Consider the following 19,751-nt stretch of genomic DNA (forward strand, 5'->3'; position numbering starts at 1 on the left):
AAGATAGAACTTTTTATAATTTCATGGTAAAAATATAGTAATCTACTGATGTTATCTACTAAGTAAAATCTAGAATGAATAGGAGCTACTATGAAATATTTGAAGTCCCTGAAAGATGCAGTTTTACGCTTTTGGAAAGAAAAGCACCTATCAAAAATTTTGCTTCTACTTTTTTCTGTAGTTATCTTAATAGCCTTATTATTTTTTGCATACTTAGCAAGCACTGCCAATATCCAATCACTAAAGGATGGCATCAATCAAGCAACAGTTATTTATGATAAGGATGGAGATGTAGCAACATCACTTTCAACAAACCGCACACAAGGAGTTACAATTGAACAATTACCTGACCATGTCACAGATGCAATTATCGCAATTGAGGATCAACGATTTTATGCTCACAATGGTTTTGATGTAAAAGGAATTGCTAGAGCCTTTTTTAAGAACCTATTCACAGGGAGAATTACAGGTGGTGGAAGTACCATTACCCAACAACTTACGAAAAATGCGTTATTATCACCTGAAAAAACATATAAAAGAAAGATAGAAGAATTATTTCTTGCTGTTGAAATTGAGAAGAACTATTCAAAAGATGACATCTTACAAATGTATATGAATCAGGTCTATTTCGGTAGTGGAGCTTGGGGAATTAACCATGCAACTAAAAAATACTTCAATAAAGATGTGTCACAAATCACTATTAGTGAAGCTGCTCTACTAGCTGGATTATTACAAGCTCCTTCTGCGCTAGACCCTTATAAAAACTATGAAGGTGCGATGAAGAGGCGTGATATTGTTCTGTCAAAAATGCTTGAAATTGGGGCAATCAATGAAGAAGAATATAAAATTTCTCTTTCAGAACAAATTGTACTTGAAGATGGTGGTGGCAACTTTATTGAAAGAAACTTTCCGTATTATGTAGATGCTGTACTTGATGAAGCAGTTCAAAAATACGGTTTGACTCAAGATGAAATTCTGACCAGGGGTTATCGGATTTATACGGAAATGGATCAAAATATCCAGCATAGTCTTGAAACAATCTATACAAATGATTCAAATTTCCCAAGAGGAGCAAATGGTGTACTTATACAAAGTGGAGCAGTATTGCTCGACCCTTCTAACGGGGGAGTAAGAGGGCTTATTGGTGGGCGTGGAGAATATGTTTTCCGTGGTTTTAACAGAGCCACACATATGAAAACACAACCGGGTTCTACATTGAAACCTATTACAGTTTATACTCCAGCATTAGAGGCTGGTTATGAAAGTACTTCCATTCTAATGGATGAACCAAAAACTTTTGACGAATATACACCTAAAAATGCAACTAAAACGTACCGTGGTGAAGTACCCATGTATGAAGCAGTTCAAGATTCATTGAACCTTCCTGCAGTAAGATTGCTAGATGAGATTGGATTAAAAAAGGGTTTAAACTCACTAAAGAGGTTTGGAATCAATTACACTCAGGAGGATGAACATTTAGCCATTGCTCTTGGTGGAATGCACAATGGAATTTCACCCTTACAATTAGCTGAAAGCTATTCAACCTTTCCAAATGGAGGAAAGCGACAAGATGGACATTTAATTACGAAAATTGTTGGTCCAACAGGTAATATCATTGTCGAACACGTACCTAAAACAGTTAAGGTAACTTCAAAAAAGGTTGCAAACCAAATGACCTCAATGCTATTAAATGTAGTTGAATCAGGTACTGGATCAGCTGCAAGCATCAAGGGAGTCCAAATCGCAGGAAAAACAGGGTCCACACAAGTACCATTTCCGGAGATTAATGGCACAAAGGATCAATGGTTTGTTGGCTATACACCAACCTTAGTTGGGGCGGTTTGGCTAGGATATGATCACACTGATCGTGAGCATTATTTGAAAGGTAGCAGTTCTGAAACTGTAGTTCCTCTTTTTCGAGATATTTTTGAGAAAGCTACACAATATGTTGACAGTAGGGAGTTCGAAGTGGTTTCTGTTAATTCAAGGTTGGCAGGCAAGGAACAACAAAAGGTTAATACCGAGGAAATCATAGAAAAAGCCGAAAAAATAGAACAAAAGCTTAAAGAAGAAGGATCCAAATGGAAACAAGTACTAGAACAGGCGAAAGAAGATGTAAAGTCTATTAATGAAAAAATCTCAGAAATACTTAAGGAGTTTTAGAGATGACTTCTTTTACCAAATGATACTAACAGAGGATGTCCATTGTTAATTGATGAACATCCTCTGTTTATTTTATTGAATTTTAACTTTTGCAAGTAATTGAATCTTTTCTGATGAAAGATGATGTAGCTGATTTAGAAATTCAATTTGAAAGCTACCTGGTCCCTCTTGCCCTTTTATTTCTGCAGCGATTTCTGCAGCTACACCATAGCAAACCAATGCCGCAGTAGTAGCTTCCATTAAGTTATCTTCAACTGCTGTGAATGCACCAATTACAGAGGTAAGCAAACAACCAGTTCCAGTTACTTTTGTTAAAATAGGATGACCGTTCTCAACGATAAATGTTTCTTTTCCATTCGCAATTATATCCTGTTTCCCTGTGATTACAACAACAGTATTCAACATTTGAGCAGCTTTTTGAGCAAGACTTACAACATCTCCCGCTCCCTCACCTGCATCTACACCTTTTATAGACCATTCTTCACCAATAACATTTGCAATCTCAGCTGCATTTCCTCTTAGAACAGATACATTCACTTCAGCCAAAATCCGTCTTGCCGTCTCTGTTCTATATGGAGTTGCCCCTGCCCCTACAGGATCGAAAATAACTGGTTTATTAAATTGATTAGCAGTTTTACCTGCTACTATCATTGCTTCAACACTATCTGCTGTTAAAGTACCTATATTTAAAACTAATGCACCCGCGATTTTTGCCATATCAGCTACTTCTTCAATCGCATTTGCCATGACAGGAGATGCACCTAATGCTAATAGTCCATTTGCTGTGAAATTTGTAACAACTACATTAGTGATGTTATGTACAAGTGGTGTCTCACTTCTTAGTGTTTCAAATGAATTAATTATAAAATCCTTATTCATATTATCTTACCTCATTTCATTTTTTATCACTCTACCATTATACAACCTTTCTAGCTAGTATGGAATTTACTAATTGACATGGTCATATAAGTGACTATAATAAATCCATAGTATATTGAACAAGTCTCATTTAAGGGGTGATGTTTGAATGAATAGAAAACCAATCATTGGAATTACTGGCGCTTATGTAAATCATAATTTTCACATGGAGGGTGTCTACGTACATCACGACTATCACAATACAGTTGCAGCAAATGGAGGACTTCCGATCATTCTTCCTTATATTGACCCACAACTAGCAATTGAGAGTGTAGCACTATGTGATGGCATTATCTTAAGTGGTGGAGAGGACGTGGATCCCCAATTTTATCAACAAGATCCGCATCCTAATATAGGTCAGACAATTCCAGAACGAGACTTAAGCGAAATAGCACTTGTTCACTACGCCTTAGAGCATAATATTCCATTATTGGCTATTTGTAGAGGTGTGCAAATTCTAAATGTTGCATTAGGTGGAACACTAATACAAGATATCCCTACTCAATGTGAGGCACCAATTAAGCATTCGCAAACAATACAACGAAATAAAGATTCCCATTTCGTTAAAGTATCTTTAGATAGTAAGCTTTATCAAATGCTGGGTCATACAACTGTAAGAGTAAATAGTCTTCATCATCAAGCAATTGATCGTTTAGCACCGACTTTAAAGCAAACTGCTGTATCTTCAGATGGAATTATTGAAGCAGTTGAATATATCCATGATTCTCATTTTACAGTTGGTGTTCAATGGCATCCAGAATCTATGGCAAAATCAAATAGTATGATGAACAGGCTTTTTGAAACTTTTATACAAAGTTGCATAATATCAGATAAAACTAACATAAAATCTTACAAGGTCTTTTAGTTGAATATACGCCCAATAATGGCGTATAATTTCATTAATAGTTCAATGTTTTTTCTAAAAATACCCAATTTATATTTACAAAGTCAGAATTTTTAGATAAAATAAAAATAAAAATTCTTATCGAAGGGAGAAAGGGAAACATTTATGGACCCCAGTGATAAAGAAACATCAAAGATCTACCGTAAGTTGATTACTTCTGATGATTTTAAAGCCTACATCTTATATGAAAAGCTTAATGATCAGATGAGAATGAAAATTATCTCAAAACTTAATCAAAACGGTTCCAACAGAGCAAATCTCTTACTAAAAAAACTAGAAAAGTTCTAGGTTTAGTACCTCTAAGATAAATTAACAAGTTCAAAGGCTAATGAGCACATTGGCCTTTTTTACATGTTCTCTAAACACTTGCTAAGAGACAAAGTCATCACTTTACTAGCCTATTTTGTCTATAAGACGCCTCCTATTGAACTAAATCATTCATCAGACCGTTAGTTTTATCTATTACAAACCTCCAATTGAATTAATCCATTATATGAACCATGAATTTTATCTAAACTAGCCACATAAAAAAGCTGCCTATAAGATTAACTGTAAGGATTACAGTCACTATTATCTTATAGACAGCTTTTATTTTTTAAAAATAGTATTACTTAACTGGTTTTTTCCATAATCCAACCATTAGTGCAGTTACAACAGATCCGATGATGATTGCAAGTAGATAGAGAAGTGGACTTCCTTCTACTAACGGGATAACAAACGCACCACCGTGTGGAGCTGGTAAACCAATACCAAAGATCATTGTTAAAGCCCCTGCAATAGCTGAACCTACTACTAATGAAGGAATAACGCGACCTGGGTCTGCAGCAGCAAATGGAATTGCTCCTTCTGTTATGAACGATGCACCCATAATATAATTTGTTTTTCCAGCTTCTTTTTCAGCTTTTGTAAATTTATTTTTGAATAAAGTTGTTGCCAATGCTAGGCCAAGAGGTGGAACCATACCACCAGCCATAATTGCAGCGTGTGGAGCTAAGTTTCCAGCATCAATCATCGCAATACCAAAAGTGAATGCTGCTTTGTTTATAGGGCCACCCATATCAATAGCCATCATTCCACCTAGCAACAATCCAAGGAATACTAAGTTACCTGTACCTAAACCTTCTAGCCAATTACTTAAACCAGTATTTAACGCACTAACTGGTTCAATGACTAGGAACATCATAATTAATCCAGAAATTAAGATACCAAACACTGGATAAAGTAGTACTGGTTTAATTCCTTCTAATGCTTGTGGTAAACCATTGAATAATTTTTTAAGTCCTACTACAATGTAACCTGCCAAGAAACCTGCGATTAATCCACCAAGAAAACCTGCTCCACCAGTTGCTGCCATAAAACCAGCAACCATACCTGGTGCGAAACCTGGACGATCTGCAATACTCATTGCAATAAAACCGGCTAATACAGGAATCATTAATCCAAATGCATTGCCTCCGCCAATTGTCATTAATGCTTCGGCAATTGGATGGTATGAAGGATCTTCAGGATCGAATGCTTTGATACCGAAGATGAAAGATAGTGCAATTAAGATACCACCACCAACAACAAATGGTAACATGTTTGAAACACCATTCATCAAGTGCTTATAAAATCCTGATTTTTGACCAGCTTCTTTTTCAGTGCTGCCCTGTGCTGTTCCACTTCCTTGGAAAATTGGACCTTGTTTATTAATCGCCTTGTCAATCAATTCTTGTGGTTTACGGATAGCAGCAGCAACCGGAACCTCGATGACAACTTTTCCTTTAAAACGATCCATATCCACTTTGGTATCTGCTGCGACAATAATAGCAGTTGCATCTTCAATTTCTTGAGAAGTTAGTTTGTTTTTCACTCCACCTGAACCATTTGTTTCAACTTTAATCTCTATGCCAAGCTCTTTCGCTTTGTTTTTTAAAGCGTCTGCAGCCATATAAGTATGAGCAATTCCGGTAGGACACGCTGTAACAGCTAATAAACTGCCTTTGGATGCTTTTGTCTCAATATTTTCATTTACTTGCTCTGCTGCCTCTTTGGCATCAATGGCACTCAACACCTCATCAACTGAAGTTGCAGATGAAAGCTTTGCACGGAACTCTGTATCCATAAGAAATGAAGAAAGTCGTGAAAGGGTTTCAAGATGTGTATTGTTCGCACCTTCACTTGCAGCAATCATAAAGAACAAGTGACTTGGTTGACCATCAAGTGCATTGAAATCAACACCTTGGGTTGAGCGACCAAAACAAATAGCAGGTGTACGAACTGCACTCGTTTTTGCATGTGGTATTGCGATCCCCTCGCCTATACCTGTTGTACTTTGTGCTTCTCTAGCCAATATAGCTTCTTTAAATTTATCCTTATCCGACAACCTACCTGCTTGATTTAGCTTATTTACTAATTCATCAATTACAGATTCCTTTGAATTAGCTTCTAGATTTAACAGAATTGTATCTCTCTTTAAAAGATCTGTTATTTTCATTTTTTTCAACTCCATTTCTATTTATCTGTACCCTCTTGATGTAACGGTTATTCAGTATCTACGACCTTAATATTCGTCTTATCTTTAAATTCTATTAATAAGTCTTGCTCGATTTTATTAGTGATAATAATTGCCTTATCTATATCTGATATTTTCGCAAAAGTAATTTCATTGAATTTTGAATCATCAGCTAGGACAAATCGACTTTGTGAAAGTTGAAGTGCTAATCTTTTAACAGCAGCTTCTTCCGGGTCTGGTGTTGTAAAACCATAATCCGGATGAATTCCATTAATTCCGAGAAAACACTTATCAAACCTATATCTTCTCAATCCCTCTAATGCTCCACTACCAATTAAAGCTTTTGTTTTATTTTTAATTAACCCGCCAATTAGATAAGATTCAATATTATGTTCAAGCAATGCATCCAACAACATTACACCATTTGTAACAACAGTCACTTCCATTGAACCAATATACGGGATCATTTTATTTGTTGTTGTTCCTGCATCAAGATAAATACAATCACCGTTACGGATCAAACTAGCTGCATACTTAGCAATTCGTTCTTTCTCTGCATGATTTTTAGTTGATTTTTCTGTGTAACTGGGCTCACTCCGTTTTTGAAGTAATAATGAAGCCCCACCATGTACACGCTTTAATTTACCTTCCTCCTCGAGCTGGCTTAAATCTCTCCTGATTGTGGATTCTGACGAAGATGTTGCATCAACAAAGTCTTGGATTTTAGCTACCTCATTTTGAGCTAACACATCTAAGATAATGCGATGCCTTTCAGGTGTTAGCATATTACCCTCGCCTCCTACTTTAGGATTAGTGCTTCTATGAGTAAATAATATCGAAAGCCCTTACAAAAGTCAATCATTTTCTATTAAAATACTTCAATTACAATCATTTTTTCTACTAATTCCTTTCAAAAACAATCATACAATGAATAATATCCATCTTTTGTATTATAATAAGATTGTATTCTAAATTTTCTGAATAAAACATTGATTTTTAAAGGTAAAGAAGTGTATAATATTCAAAATACCTCAGGTGAAAAATTAAGATTGTACCTCGGCTTCAGCAAACCACTTAACCGTTCAGAACTTAACACTTCTATATAGATCTGTTGATTCATAGTTATTAATTCATACCCTTTTCCAACTGTATTTGTACCTAAGTTATGTAAGGAGGAATATTCTAGATGGGAATACACATTTACTTTAAAAGTCTCTCTAATTTAGAAGGGATTATTCGTTGTCCAGGCAAATTTAAATACCAAGAACATTCTGTTGCAAGTCATTCATTTAAAGTAACTAAAATTGCACAATTCCTAGCAACCGTTGAGGAAATGCATGGAACAACCATTAACTGGAAAGTAGTATATGAGAAAGCGATAAATCATGATTACTCGGAATTATTTACTGGAGATATCATGACCCCAGTAAAGTATGCATTGCCAGAACTGAAGGAACTTTTTTCTCAAGTCGAAGAGTCTATGATTAAAGACTTCCTAGATCGGGAATTCCCAAAAGAATTTCAAAAAGTTTATGAAGAACGATTTAGGGAAGGAAAAGATGACACAATAGAAGGAAAGATTCTGGCAATCGCTGATAAGATTGACCTCTTATACGAATCCTTTGGAGAAATTATTAAAGGAAACCCAGAGCCTCTTTTCATTCAAATTTATCAAGAAGCTTTGGAGACCATCCTGCAATATAAAGAAATGAATTGTGTACAGTACTTTATAGATAATATCCTTAAAGAACTTATTGAAGAAGAAACAGCATTGTGCTCCACAGTTCAAAAGGTAACAAAAGAAACAATTGATAAGGTCAAAAAATCCCCGTTTGAAGGGCAATGAAATAATGTTCTCCTCAAGCTCCTTTTCCACTTGTTTTCAATGGTTCCACTATTAGTTAAAAGCATTATAAGATTCAAAATCATTGACTTTATGACTGTTATAATAAAAAAAAGACAACTTTCAAAAGTTGTCTTTTTTACTTTATTGTCTTCGTTTAAAATACGCATTTAGCTGACCACGTATCATTTGTTCCTTCGATTCAGATTTCTGTTCCCCTAAACGCTTACTCGTAATTTCTTTTCTCAAATCTGATGTTTGTAAGCCATCTTCCATCTTATTAGCAATATCCATTAGAGCTTCTACATCTGAAAAAGAATATTTTCGATTACCTTTATTAGACCTTTTAGGGAATATTAATTCTCTTTCTTCATAATACCTAATCTGCCGTTCGCTTAATCCGGTTAGCTCACAAACCGTACCTATTGATATAACCTTCTTATGAATATAAGAATTATCACTAGAAGACAACATTGCCTAACCCCCTTGTGTATAAGAACCTCTACAGTAAATATACACAAAAAGAAAGGGTTTGTGGGAAACTATGTTAGATTTCCTTACATATTTTTTATATTTTTTTACATTTATGTGTTAGTATTCCTAACAACATTGTGGAAATGATTATAAATAGTGATTACAATAGTTCTTAATCAAATAAAAAAAGGTTTTTTCAAATAGAGGATCCGTACAAGGTTTTACCATTAGTAGTTCTAAGGGGGGGGTAATCTTGAAAAAGGAAAAAGCGATATCGATTGCGAATGAAATCATTCAATTAGATCTTCTAAGAGACGAACTATATGAAGAGTTAGTTGCTTTGCTCGGAAACAAAGCTTCGGAAGTATTAAGAATCATTCAAAATTCATAACATGATTTCAACTCTGTCCTGGTTAACTTTGTTTTAAGTATAGCACATTCTCTATGTTTAACATCCATGCGGAAATTTCACAGAAATAGGGTGATTATTATGACAAAGTACCTTCGTAATGCAGTGGAGAAAATGAAAAACCATTACATTGATAAACTATTAGAATCCGGTGCTTACAATAATTATGAAGATCAACTTCAATCTCTCACTTTAAGTGAATTAATTGAAGAATATAACAAAATTTCACTCGAGACAAATCGTTAGTGTATGATTCTTCAAGGGTCTAAGTAGGACTTTACTTCGAAGCCACCTTTAGACCCTCATTCTTTCTATTATTAATAAAAAGGATTTTAGGACCACATTCACATAGCTTTGAATGCTTTAATTGACGAATTGTCTTTTGACAAACGGGGCATATATTTTTCTTCAAGACGCTCAACTCCTAATATTTTGATTCTCAACTTTATATAACTATTATAACTTTTTTAAAATTAAAATCAATACTTAATTATAATTATTATAATTAAGATTAAACAGACTCTTTTTTCCCTCTATATGCATTTTATCCCACATTTTTCTAATTATTCTGTTAGCTTGCCGTTTCCATTTCATATCCCTACCATAATCCATCTACTTATAAAACCGGCATCTTAGTTATCGTTTATTTATTAATTATGTTATTTTTTCTTTTTTTCTTACACTTTAAGAAATAATTAAGTCATAATTTATTCATAAACTTAGGATAAGCTTCTCTTATCGATCGATATACCAATCTTATCTTAAGGAGAAAAAAATGAACTTTATTAAGAGAGCCGTATTAAGTGTTAAATCACGTATAGGAAAGAGTTTATTACAGGTTTTTATTTTTACAGTCATTTGTGTTTTAGTTTTGTCAGGAATTACTATTCAATCGGCTGCCAATACTTCAAGTGAACTAGCACGACAGAAACTAGGTGGAGAAGTTACTTTACAAATGAATATGGAAAAGATTAGGGAACAGCAACAGACTGCAGGAGAAAGAACAAGATTCCAAGCAGTACCAATTAATGCCGAAGTAGCTGGAGAACTTCTTTCGTATTCTCAAGTAAAAGCCTATAATTTCTTTTCATCAACAAATGTATTAGCTACGGATTTTGATCCAATAGAAAATGAAACCAATGAAGAGGGAACAGAAAATGAAACCAATGAAGGCAACGGTTTAGGTGGTAGAACTGGTTTTAATGTAGATGTAAGCATTCAGGGGGTTGCTTTTACAGATTCTGTCGATAATTTCCTCGATGGGACTTCCATTTTAATTGAAGGTAGACATCTTACAGAGGAAGACGTTGATCAAAATGTTACACTGATTGAGAGTTCACTCGCAAGTGAAAATGAATTAGTCATCGGAGACACAATTACTGTCACATCTCCAAATGAAGAAACTTTATCATTAGAACTTCAAATTGTTGGCATCTATGAAACCACATCAGCAGATACAACAGACCAAGGAATGAATCTTACATTCATGAATCCTTATAACATGCTATATGTTCCTTATACAGCTTCAGCTACACTGAAAGGTGAAGAATATACTGGAATGATTGATAGTGCCATCTATTATATGAATGATCCAGCCACAATCGATCAGTTTGTTAGCCAAGCTATGGGTGAAAGCTCAATAGACTTTGATACTTATAAATTAGATGCAAATGATACGTTATATCAACAAATGGTTGGTCCGATACAAAATGTTGCTTCATTCTCAAAAAATGTCGTATATCTTGTAACGATAGCAGGTGCCATTATTTTAGGCTTAATTGTCATGATGTCAATAAGAGAACGCAAATATGAAATGGGTGTACTACTTGCAATTGGTGAAAATCGTTTTAAATTAATCGGTCAGTTTATTACTGAGATTATTATTGTTGCTGTTTTAGCTCTAGGTATTGCAACTATGAGCGGAAACCTGGTCGCATCAAAAATTGGGGAACAGTTATTAGCACAAGAATTAACACAAACTGAAGAAATATCCGCAGAACCGGCTTCATTTGGTGGTCGTGGTATGGGCTTTGGAATGGGGAGAGGCATACAAGCGACAGAGCAAGTTGATACAATCGATGAGCTTCAAATAGCTGTTACATCAAAAGATTTAGTAATGCTAGCAGGTATAGGCCTATTAATTGCAATAATATCAACACTAGTCCCTTCTTTATCAGTGCTACGATTACAACCTAAAACAATACTAACTAAACAAGATTAAGGAGTGAGAAAATGGTGGCATTACTAGAATTCAACTCAATTAATTATTGGTATAAGCATGAAAACAAAAAACATGATATTTTAAAAGGTGTGAATGTCAGTTTTAAAAAAGGTCAATTTTATACAATCGTAGGTCCATCTGGTTCCGGTAAAACTACCTTTCTTGCACTAGCAAGTGCACTAGATCTCCCCAAGGAAGGAACTATTCTATATGAGGGAAAGGATATAAAGAAAATCGGATTATCGAAATTTAGAAATAAATATGTATCGATTGTCTTTCAATCTTATAATCTTCTTCCATATATGTCTGCTTTACAAAATGTAATTACAGCTATGGATATTACTAAATCTCCTCAAAAGAACAAACGACAATACGCAATAGAAATGCTTCATAAAGTTGGAATTAATGAAAAGCAAGCACGACAAAAGGTCTTGACTTTAAGTGGCGGGCAGCAGCAACGTGTTTCTATTGCTCGAGCTTTAAGCTGTGAATCTGATTTAATTGTTGCAGATGAACCTACGGGGAATTTAGATGAAGATACAGCAAAAGAAGTGATTCGCCTTTTTCAGGATTTGGCACATAATGAAAACAAGTGTATTATCGTTGTAACACATGACCAAAGCATTGCTAGCATTTCTGACGTAAAGGTAAAATTATCTAAAGGCGAAATTTCTATTATAAACAATAAAGAAACATCATCGATGATTTCTAGTTAAAAAAAGCTGCCTTTGCAGCTTTTTTTCATAAATATAAATTAGATGATAGCTATTAGGATTGATAGTTAGAAATGAGAGGGTATTTTGGAATAAAAAGGATACGGCTATCATGCAATATCTAATTTTTTTAAAAAAAGAGATTATAATGTTCTTGTAAATGGATCTTCCTGTTGTTAATTTTTTGCAGGAAATCGAATTTCAAATTTTGTTCCTTCATCTTTCTCACTTTTTACCTGAATTTCACCATTATGAAGCTCTACCAACTTCTTAACAATTGAAAGACCTAATCCTGATTCACCATACGGGTTATTCGTTCTAGAGATATCAGCTTTAAAAAATCGATGCCAAATGGATTCAATCTCATGTGCCTCAATACCAATCCCTGTATCTTCAATTTCAATAATCGTTTCTTTATAACCAACTTTACCCCTTAACCATATTTTCCCTTGAGAAGTAAATTGGATGCTGTTCTTAGTGATGTTAATTAAGATTTGAATTAGTCGGTCATAGTCAGCGTATATTTGTAAACACTTTGGTACTTCAACGATTATTTCGTTATTCTTTTCCTCTGCTTGGAACATAAGTTGTTCTTGAATAATCTCCAAAACTTCGCCTAGCTCAATCATTTCTTTTGTTAATAACACTTGATTTGACCTTATTTTCTCATAATCTAAATTCTCATTCACAAGTCGAATGAGTCTTTTTGTTTCTCGATTTACTAAGTGTATTGCTCTTTGTTTTTCATTTTCAGCGATCATGTTATCTCTAAGCCCTTCAATCATCCCACTAATGGTTGTAAGCGGTGTTCGAAGTTCATGGGAAACATCTGCAAAGAATTGCCTTCTTCTGTTCTCAAGACTTTCAATTTCATTCTGTGATTTATTAAGCTTCTCCACCATATCATTGAAATCATTTGCAAGTTCACCGATTTCATCAAAGCTTGAAGAAGGTACATTCACATTATAATCTCCTAAGGAAATCAATGATGTGGCATCACGTATTTTTTGAATCCTTTTCACATGAATCCTGGAAAGGATCCAGCTTAGTAATAGTGCGATAGTAAGCGCAATGATCACCGTGATAAATAAATATCTATTAATCTGACTAATCATTTCGCGTGAGCCACTTATAGGAGATGTTAATAACACTCCACCAAGAAATTGACCATTATTAATATAAGGTACTGCAACGAATGAAACAGCTTGGTCAAATCGCTCAATATCACTTTTTACAACAATGGTTTCACCTTTACTTAGTTTAGTTAGTTCTTTACTTGTCCATCTTATCATTGGGATTTTTGCTTTATTTGGGTAATTAACAATAAGTTTTTCATCAAAAACTAAATATTGGATATTTCTAGCTCTTAATACCTGACTATATTGATCCGCTGTTCGACTCTGCCGATTTGGCATTAGTTGAAGATCTTCTAATATGCTTTTTCCATACGCATTTAGTTCCTCAGCTTTATTTTCATAAACAAGGGTTTCAACATAATGAGCAAATAAAATGCTTAAAATGGAAAAAGCCACAATTAAGATACTTATATGACTTGCAAGTAATTGATACAAATACCTAATTCGCATTTACTTCCACCGATTCATCAAACTTATAACCAACACCCCAAACAGTATGAAAGAAAGGTTGGTTGTCAGTACCAACTTTTTTTCGTAGCCTCTTAATATGAACATCGACTGTCCGTTCATCACCATAAAATTGATACCCCCAGACTCTTTCTAGTAATTGCTCCCTCGAAAATACCTGACGTGGATGTTGAACAAAATAATAAAGTAAGTCAAACTCTTTTGGTGTTAAGTTTGAAATAAGTACATTGTTCAGGAATACTTCTCTAGTTTCCCTACTTATTTTTAAAAATTGAGTTTCCAGAAAATTGGTTTCATTTAATTCAGTTGTTTGACTGTACCTTCTTGTCACAGCTTTGATTCTAGCCATTAAAGCAAGAGGGCTAAATGGTTTCGTCACATAATCATCAGCTCCCAGTTCCAACCCTAATACTTGATCTGATTCACTGTCCTTAGCAGTAAGCATTATAATAGGTACTGTACTCTTATCTGCCCTTATTTTTCTACAAATTGTGACTCCATCCATCCCTGGTAACATCCAATCAACAATGATTACATCAAAGGTTCCATTCTTATATGTGTTATATCCTTCTATTCCATCATTAATAAATTGTCCGTCAATACCTTCTTTCGAAAAAAACATTTCTAACATTGAACAAACACTTTCATTATCTTCAATAACAAGAATTTTCATGTTCTAACCTCCTAGCTAACTGTCTATCAGGTCTAACTTCTCTTACTCAAAATTAAATCTAAATTGAATGATAAGCAATGATTTTCTATTCATTCTTTAAAAGTTACAGGTTCTGAAATGATTTGTTAATAGTTTGTTCATATAATGACATAAGAAAACCCTTTACAGCGTGTTTCATGTAAAGGGAGGTTTCTTATGTAAGGGAATTAAAGGCAGATTTAGAAAGGTTTAATATCGTCATATCATCCATTGGTGGATTATGCAGTCCTGCTCTTACGTCACGATAATAGCGTTGTAATGGATTAGAACGCTGTAGACTTTTTGCACCTACAATTCTCATTGCCTTATCAACAACTGAGATAGCTGTATTCGTCGCTATGTATTTCACCACACCAAGTTCAGAGGTAAATTCAGCTTTATTAGGTGTTTCATCCCACTGTCTAGCCACTGAATACATGAAATGACGGGCATGGATTAATTCAGCTTCTATTTCACCCACTAATCTTTGAACATTTGGCAGGTCTTTTATTGTTCCTTGAATACTGTTTGGGGAATACTCATTCGCAAATTTAATTGCATAATCTCTAGCAGCAAGGGCTATTCCCAAATAGCAGGCCGGAATATGTAATAACCAACCATTGGGAGCTGCATTCTTCTTATCGATCACATGTACAAGATCCTCCTCTGAAACTGATACTTCTTCAAGAATTAAATCATGACTAGCCGTTCCTCGCATTGAAATCATATCCCATGTTTCATTAATAGTTACTCCCGCTAACTTTCTATGAATAACAAATTCACCTAGTTGATCAGTATCTTCAATTGCAGCAATCACAAGGAAATAATCAAGAGCCGGTGACATTGTAGTAAATGTTTTCCTTCCGTTAACGACCCAATGATCTCCTACTTTTCTTGCAGATGTTTTAGGCTTACCACCTCTTGTAGGACTACCAGTTTGTGGCTCGGTTGCCGCACGATTCATCAAGCTTCCGTTCAGTACATTAGCAGCCATTGTGGCTATTCGGTCATCTTGCCATTCCTTCTTTTCTTCAATATCCATCATTACTCCAAGATGCCATCCGATTGATAACGCAGTTGACCCATCTCCTTGTGCTATACGTTCTTGGTATAATAAAAACTCATACAGAGATATCCCTTCACCCCCGAAACGCTTAGGAACTGTTAGTGACGTGTATCCAATTTTTTTTAGATCTTCTATATTTTCAAAGGGAAAACGTCCCTCTTCATCATTCTTAGCAGCTCTTTCACTAAATCGATCAGCCAAAATAGAGATTTTAGAATAAAGTTCTTTTTGATTTTCATTCTTGATAAACGATATCGTCATGAATGAACTCTCCTCTCTCTTCATTTAATAAGATATTTCATGTTCATTTTCTCACATATTTCCTTTTTAAGCCATTAAAAGGACTGTCTGGAAGACAGCCCTTTGTTCAAGCATATTAACCTTTAAAGTTATTATTTTGATCTTCTTGATGGTATTCTCGTTGGTTTAAAAATGGCCACCAATTTGCTTTCCCAAAGGTTTTAACCATTACTGGAACAAATAATGGGAGCATGACAAAGCCATACAAGAATAATCCTGTTAATAGAATAGTAGCAATCTGGAGCAACGATAATACCCCTGAAGGCATCATTGCCGCAAAAGTGCCACCTAAAATGACTGCTGCCGAAATAATAACTGTCCCCATTTTACGCATGGAAACTAAAATAGCTTCCTGAACAGATAAATGCTTATATTCATTAAATCGATCCATTAAGAAAATACTATAATCAATTCCTAGCGCAACTAAAATGACAAAAGCAAAGAATGGTACTGCCCAACTAATCCCAGAGTATTCTAGGAGATTCACGAAAATCATCTCGGTAATTGCCATAGAAGTATAGTAAGTTAGAATCAATGAACCGATTAGATACATTGGCATGATAAAAGAACGTAATAACACAACTAATATAATACTAATACCTGCTAGCATCAAAATGACGGTACGTGTATAATCCTGCTCTGAAATTGAATCCAGATCAGAATATACACTTGTGACTCCACCAATTGCCACAGTTGCATTTTCTAATTTTGTCCCCTTAACAGCGCGTTCCACTGATGCTTTAATTTCATCAATTTGCTCTAGTGCTTCACTAGAATATGGATTTGCAGTAAAGATAACTTCCATCGTCATAACTTTTCGATCCTGAGACATATAAGCATCAAGAGCATGCTCAAAATCATTACTCACTAACACATCCTCGGGTATATAAAAGCCTGTCATTTGACCATTAGAAGAAAGTCCTTCTAAATAGTCCTGGGCTGAATAAAGCCCCTCCGACACTTGACCCAAACCATCTGCACTCTGAGTCAAGCCATCTGTCAATTGAGTCATTTGACCATTTAAGTCTTTAAATCCATCCAGGAGTTGCTGCTGACCAAGATTAATGCTTTTTAACCCTCCATCAACACTTGAAAGGCGAGATATAATTTCTCCCTGACCATTAGCTGCTGCTTCAAGTCCTGTTTGTTGTTGTGAAATGCCCTTAATTAACTGATCCATTCCACCTATTAAAGCTGTTTGACCATTAATGATTGTTTCAAACGAACTATTTGCTTCACTGATGCCTGAAACCAAACCATAAAGACCTTCATTTACTTGACTTAGTCCCTGTACAATTGTCTTCGTTTGTTCTGCAGAAGCAAGAACAGTTTGTTTTAGAGCATAATATGATTGTTGGTATTCTGGATCAGCTAATAAAGCCTGATGCCCTGGATTAGATTCCATTGTACTGAAATAGCTATTTGTAGACTGTAAGTATTCTGAAATCTGTGAGAGACCAGAATGGACTTCGCCGTATTTTCCAGCAAGCATTTCTACTGTTGAACCTACTTGTTTATAACCATTTAATAGTTCTTTACTACCTGCAGATAATCGCTCAGCATTCTTTTTTATTTCATCCAAACCTGTTTTAATTTGTCCTGAACCCGCAGAACCCTCTCGAAGCCCCTGTTCAATTTGAGATAAACCTGCTTGTAATTGAATGATCCCATTCTTTAATTCGGTAGTTCCTGAGATTAAATCACCAATTCCAGATGTGGCTGTCTCAAGTTCAGGTGCTGATGATGTTAATTGATCACTAGCATCTTGTAGTCCATTACTGATTTGTTCTATTCCATCATTACCTTCACCTAGACCTTCTCCAAGTGTTTCAGCCTGCTTTGCTACGAATAAGTCTTCAATTGGCTCACCTGTTGGTCTCGTTGCAGACCTTACTTTCCCTACTTGATCGACTTTTACAAGCTCTTGGCTGATTTTTTCAGTCAAAGCTAAATACTCTGACGTATTCATTTCTTCATCATTCTTAATGACAATAGTTGTTGGCATGCTTTCCCCTGGACCAAAGCCAGCAGCAATAATATCAAATGCTTTTATTGCCGGAACATCATCACTAAGCTCTTCTAAAGAATTAAAGGAGAGTTTCCCATCATATGTTAGCAATGATGGAACAACAATAGCTGCTACAATCAGTATAGCGATTAAAGGACGCGCAAGTGAAAAACGACCAACTATATCCCATAGTTTACTATCCTTATGTTCAAGTTTTCCTTTTGAAGGCCAAAACAGCTTTGGTCCAAGAACTGCCATAAAGAAAGGAACAATGGTTACTAAAGCTAACAAAAGAATAGCAACACCTATCGCGACCGCTGAAGCCGATTGGTATAGTTTAAATGTAGACAAACCAATAGCTGCAAACCCAATCATAACTGCCAGCCCGCTAAAGAAGACCGTTCTACCGGCATTTTTATATGTTTCAATAATAGCAGTTGAAACATTTTCAGTCTTAGACATTTCTTCTTTAAATCGACTTAGGAGTAAAATACAATAATCTGTTCCAATTCCAAATAAAACAGCTACTAAGAAAATTTGAGTGAAATTTGACAACGGAAAATTCACCTTATCTACTAATAAAGCTACAATCGATTGTGATGCAAGATAAGTAAGCAGAACCGTAACCAAAGGAATAAAGGGTGTGATAATGGATCTAAAAACGATAAGTAATACAGAGAGAATAAAAACAACTGTAATCCATTCGGTTTTCTTTAATCCTTCCTCCGAGTTTTTTACTAAAGCCTCATCAATCATCCAACTACTTGTATAATAATGAGATAAATTTACTTCTTCAATTGCTTCGTATAACTTATCTGATATTTCCTCAGCTGATTGATTACCTTTATCTACACTAAGTGAAATAAGAATGGTTGTACCATCTTCTGATACAAGCTGTTTTTCTAATTCAATCTCATTAAAATGAGTAATGATTCCAGTAATACCTAATTCAGCCTTCTTTTCTTCCAAAATATTTATTGCTGCTTTCGCTTGAATTTCGTCTTCTTCAGTCAAACCTTTTTCATTATGAAAAACTAAAGCAACTTGAGAATCTTTAGATGCATTTTCTTCCTTCTGCACCTTATTTAAAATTTCATCTGCCATTGTGGAAGAATAACCATTAGGTACTGAGATTTGACCTTTTTCACGAACTAGATCTGCCATATTCGGTGCAATTGTAAATAAAACAGCTACAACTGCAATCCATCCAGCTATAATAAACCATCTGGCTTTAATAATTGTGTTCACTTTTTATCCTCCAACCCTTCAATATTTATATTTTCTAATATCATCGAAAGCTTCTCATAGGTCTTAATAAATGCTTCTATTTCTTTTTCATCGAATTGTGTAATGAAATGCTCAACTAGTTTACAGATTTTTTGTTCAGTCTTATAAAATAAATCCTCACCCTTTTCCGTAAGTGTTAAATACACTACACGACGATCATTTTGATCCCTAGTTCTTGTAATTAACTCTTTATCTGTAAGACGATTTATAATGGCGGTAATTGCACTTTTTTTCACACTAAAGACTTCTGATAATTCAGTAGATGTACAATTAGTTGTCTTTTTGATATACCTTAAAGTTGTATGTTGTTCATTGGTTAAATCGTCACTAATCTGATCTCTTATCAAGGATTCACCTTTTTTCATTACTGAAAAAGACACCGATATATATCGATCTACGAGTTCTTGTATTTTCTGATGATCCATAAACTCACCTTCCTTCCTTTTAGTTCAACAATTTAATAGTTCACTTGTTTAACTATATGGCATTTTTTGATCATTATCAATATAAAAATAAATAAAAACCTGAGGAATAACCACAGGTTTAGCAGTAAATTTATACGAATCCCATCGTAAATTATCCTTTAATTCCCTGCAACCACTCAGAGTAACACTCACTGCACAATACTTCCTCCTGGTGCTGGTTATTATTATTAA

The 19,751-nt window shown here is 34.8% G+C and carries 17 protein-coding genes; 8 read left to right on the forward strand and 9 right to left on the reverse strand.

The genetic code is table 11. The annotated features are described in order from the left end of the window. Positions 1-90: 90 nt before the first annotated feature. Complete coding sequence (locus BLQ56_RS12260) at positions 91-2,163, forward strand: transglycosylase domain-containing protein (RefSeq protein WP_090854485.1); 2,073 nt, start codon at positions 91-93, stop codon at positions 2,161-2,163. A gap of 72 nt (positions 2,164-2,235) precedes the next feature. Here the strand turns inward: BLQ56_RS12260 and thiM are convergent, their stop codons facing one another. Next, the gene (gene thiM, locus BLQ56_RS12265) at positions 2,236-3,042 is read right to left on the reverse strand and encodes a hydroxyethylthiazole kinase (protein WP_090854488.1); all 807 of its coding nucleotides are present in this window, start codon (positions 3,040-3,042) and stop codon (positions 2,236-2,238) included. A 148-nt stretch (positions 3,043-3,190) separates the two neighbouring features. Between thiM and BLQ56_RS12270 the strand changes: the two genes are divergently transcribed. Together BLQ56_RS12270 and BLQ56_RS12275 are read left to right on the forward strand one after the other, a co-directional pair. Beyond that, a complete protein-coding gene (locus tag BLQ56_RS12270; RefSeq protein WP_090854491.1) occupies positions 3,191-3,946 on the forward strand; it encodes a gamma-glutamyl-gamma-aminobutyrate hydrolase family protein in 756 nt (251 codons plus the stop codon). 144 nt (positions 3,947-4,090) lie between these two features. Further along, the gene (locus BLQ56_RS12275; protein ID WP_090854494.1) at positions 4,091-4,273 is read left to right on the forward strand and encodes a hypothetical protein; all 183 of its coding nucleotides are present in this window, start codon (positions 4,091-4,093) and stop codon (positions 4,271-4,273) included. A gap of 319 nt (positions 4,274-4,592) precedes the next feature. On the opposite strand, the gene BLQ56_RS12280 is transcribed toward BLQ56_RS12275, so the two are convergent. Further along, positions 4,593-6,461 (reverse strand): PTS fructose transporter subunit IIABC, encoded by a 1,869-nt coding sequence (locus tag BLQ56_RS12280; protein WP_090854498.1) that lies wholly within the window; start codon positions 6,459-6,461, stop codon positions 4,593-4,595. Positions 6,462-6,508: 47 nt separating this feature from the next. Continuing rightward, the gene (locus BLQ56_RS12285) at positions 6,509-7,264 is read right to left on the reverse strand and encodes a DeoR/GlpR family DNA-binding transcription regulator (RefSeq protein WP_090854501.1); all 756 of its coding nucleotides are present in this window, start codon (positions 7,262-7,264) and stop codon (positions 6,509-6,511) included. A 401-nt stretch (positions 7,265-7,665) separates the two neighbouring features. On the opposite strand from BLQ56_RS12285, the gene BLQ56_RS12290 reads away from it, so the two are divergent. Beyond that, complete coding sequence (locus BLQ56_RS12290; protein ID WP_090854504.1) at positions 7,666-8,325, forward strand: HD domain-containing protein; 660 nt, start codon at positions 7,666-7,668, stop codon at positions 8,323-8,325. A 141-nt stretch (positions 8,326-8,466) separates the two neighbouring features. On the opposite strand, the gene BLQ56_RS12295 is transcribed toward BLQ56_RS12290, so the two are convergent. Beyond that, positions 8,467-8,796: a MerR family transcriptional regulator gene (locus tag BLQ56_RS12295; RefSeq protein ID WP_090854508.1), complete on the reverse strand. Its 330-nt coding sequence runs from the start codon at positions 8,794-8,796 to the stop codon at positions 8,467-8,469. Positions 8,797-9,049: 253 nt separating this feature from the next. Between BLQ56_RS12295 and BLQ56_RS23535 the strand changes: the two genes are divergently transcribed. From BLQ56_RS23535 to BLQ56_RS12310, 4 genes are all read left to right on the forward strand, one after another. Then, entirely contained in the window at positions 9,050-9,187 is a 138-nt protein-coding gene (locus BLQ56_RS23535; protein WP_175490286.1) for a hypothetical protein, read from the forward strand. Positions 9,188-9,286: 99 nt separating this feature from the next. Further along, positions 9,287-9,451 carry a Fur-regulated basic protein FbpA gene (locus tag BLQ56_RS12300; protein WP_139163090.1) on the forward strand — a complete coding sequence of 55 codons (165 nt, stop codon included), beginning with the start codon at positions 9,287-9,289 and terminating at the stop codon, positions 9,449-9,451. Between the two features lie 529 nt (positions 9,452-9,980). Next, positions 9,981-11,426, forward strand: coding sequence for an ABC transporter permease (locus BLQ56_RS12305; RefSeq protein ID WP_090854513.1), 1,446 nt, complete (start codon positions 9,981-9,983; stop codon positions 11,424-11,426). 14 nt (positions 11,427-11,440) lie between these two features. Then, on the forward strand, positions 11,441-12,142 hold the full coding sequence (locus BLQ56_RS12310; protein WP_238457255.1) for an ABC transporter ATP-binding protein: 702 nt from the start codon (positions 11,441-11,443) through the stop codon (positions 12,140-12,142). A 173-nt stretch (positions 12,143-12,315) separates the two neighbouring features. Here BLQ56_RS12310 and BLQ56_RS12315 read toward each other — a convergent pair whose 3' ends face one another. The 5 genes from BLQ56_RS12315 to BLQ56_RS12335 form a co-directional block, all read right to left on the reverse strand. Beyond that, a complete protein-coding gene (locus tag BLQ56_RS12315; RefSeq protein ID WP_090854519.1) occupies positions 12,316-13,725 on the reverse strand; it encodes a sensor histidine kinase in 1,410 nt (469 codons plus the stop codon). Continuing rightward, positions 13,715-14,416, reverse strand: a complete 702-nt coding sequence (locus BLQ56_RS12320) for a response regulator transcription factor (protein WP_090854522.1) — start codon at positions 14,414-14,416, stop codon at positions 13,715-13,717. The genes BLQ56_RS12315 and BLQ56_RS12320 overlap by 11 nt, the downstream gene beginning before the upstream one ends. Before the next feature lie 193 nt (positions 14,417-14,609). Continuing rightward, the gene (locus tag BLQ56_RS12325) at positions 14,610-15,761 is read right to left on the reverse strand and encodes an acyl-CoA dehydrogenase family protein (RefSeq protein WP_090854524.1); all 1,152 of its coding nucleotides are present in this window, start codon (positions 15,759-15,761) and stop codon (positions 14,610-14,612) included. Positions 15,762-15,876: 115 nt separating this feature from the next. After that, a complete protein-coding gene (locus BLQ56_RS12330) occupies positions 15,877-19,056 on the reverse strand; it encodes an MMPL family transporter (RefSeq protein ID WP_090854527.1) in 3,180 nt (1,059 codons plus the stop codon). Beyond that, positions 19,053-19,520: a MarR family winged helix-turn-helix transcriptional regulator gene (locus BLQ56_RS12335; protein WP_090854530.1), complete on the reverse strand. Its 468-nt coding sequence runs from the start codon at positions 19,518-19,520 to the stop codon at positions 19,053-19,055. Before BLQ56_RS12335 ends, BLQ56_RS12330 begins: the two co-directional genes overlap by 4 nt. Between the last annotated feature and the right edge of the window lie 231 nt (positions 19,521-19,751).

It is taken from the genome of Litchfieldia salsa (assembly GCF_900104555.1).
Classification (GTDB): Bacteria; Bacillota; Bacilli; order Bacillales; family Bacillaceae_L; genus Litchfieldia; species Litchfieldia salsa.

Coding starts and splice junctions, on each gene's coding strand:
- BLQ56_RS12260 (WP_090854485.1), top strand. CDS start 91: ATGAAATATTTGAAGTCCCTGAAAGATGCAGTTTTACGCTTTTGGAAA.
- thiM (WP_090854488.1), bottom strand. CDS start 3,042: ATGAATAAGGATTTTATAATTAATTCATTTGAAACACTAAGAAGTGAG.
- BLQ56_RS12270 (WP_090854491.1), top strand. CDS start 3,191: ATGAATAGAAAACCAATCATTGGAATTACTGGCGCTTATGTAAATCAT.
- BLQ56_RS12275 (WP_090854494.1), top strand. CDS start 4,091: ATGGACCCCAGTGATAAAGAAACATCAAAGATCTACCGTAAGTTGATT.
- BLQ56_RS12280 (WP_090854498.1), bottom strand. CDS start 6,461: ATGAAAATAACAGATCTTTTAAAGAGAGATACAATTCTGTTAAATCTA.
- BLQ56_RS12285 (WP_090854501.1), bottom strand. CDS start 7,264: ATGCTAACACCTGAAAGGCATCGCATTATCTTAGATGTGTTAGCTCAA.
- BLQ56_RS12290 (WP_090854504.1), top strand. CDS start 7,666: ATGGGAATACACATTTACTTTAAAAGTCTCTCTAATTTAGAAGGGATT.
- BLQ56_RS12295 (WP_090854508.1), bottom strand. CDS start 8,796: ATGTTGTCTTCTAGTGATAATTCTTATATTCATAAGAAGGTTATATCA.
- BLQ56_RS12300 (WP_139163090.1), top strand. CDS start 9,287: ATGACAAAGTACCTTCGTAATGCAGTGGAGAAAATGAAAAACCATTAC.
- BLQ56_RS12305 (WP_090854513.1), top strand. CDS start 9,981: ATGAACTTTATTAAGAGAGCCGTATTAAGTGTTAAATCACGTATAGGA.
- BLQ56_RS12315 (WP_090854519.1), bottom strand. CDS start 13,725: ATGCGAATTAGGTATTTGTATCAATTACTTGCAAGTCATATAAGTATC.
- BLQ56_RS12320 (WP_090854522.1), bottom strand. CDS start 14,416: ATGAAAATTCTTGTTATTGAAGATAATGAAAGTGTTTGTTCAATGTTA.
- BLQ56_RS12325 (WP_090854524.1), bottom strand. CDS start 15,761: ATGACGATATCGTTTATCAAGAATGAAAATCAAAAAGAACTTTATTCT.
- BLQ56_RS12335 (WP_090854530.1), bottom strand. CDS start 19,520: ATGGATCATCAGAAAATACAAGAACTCGTAGATCGATATATATCGGTG.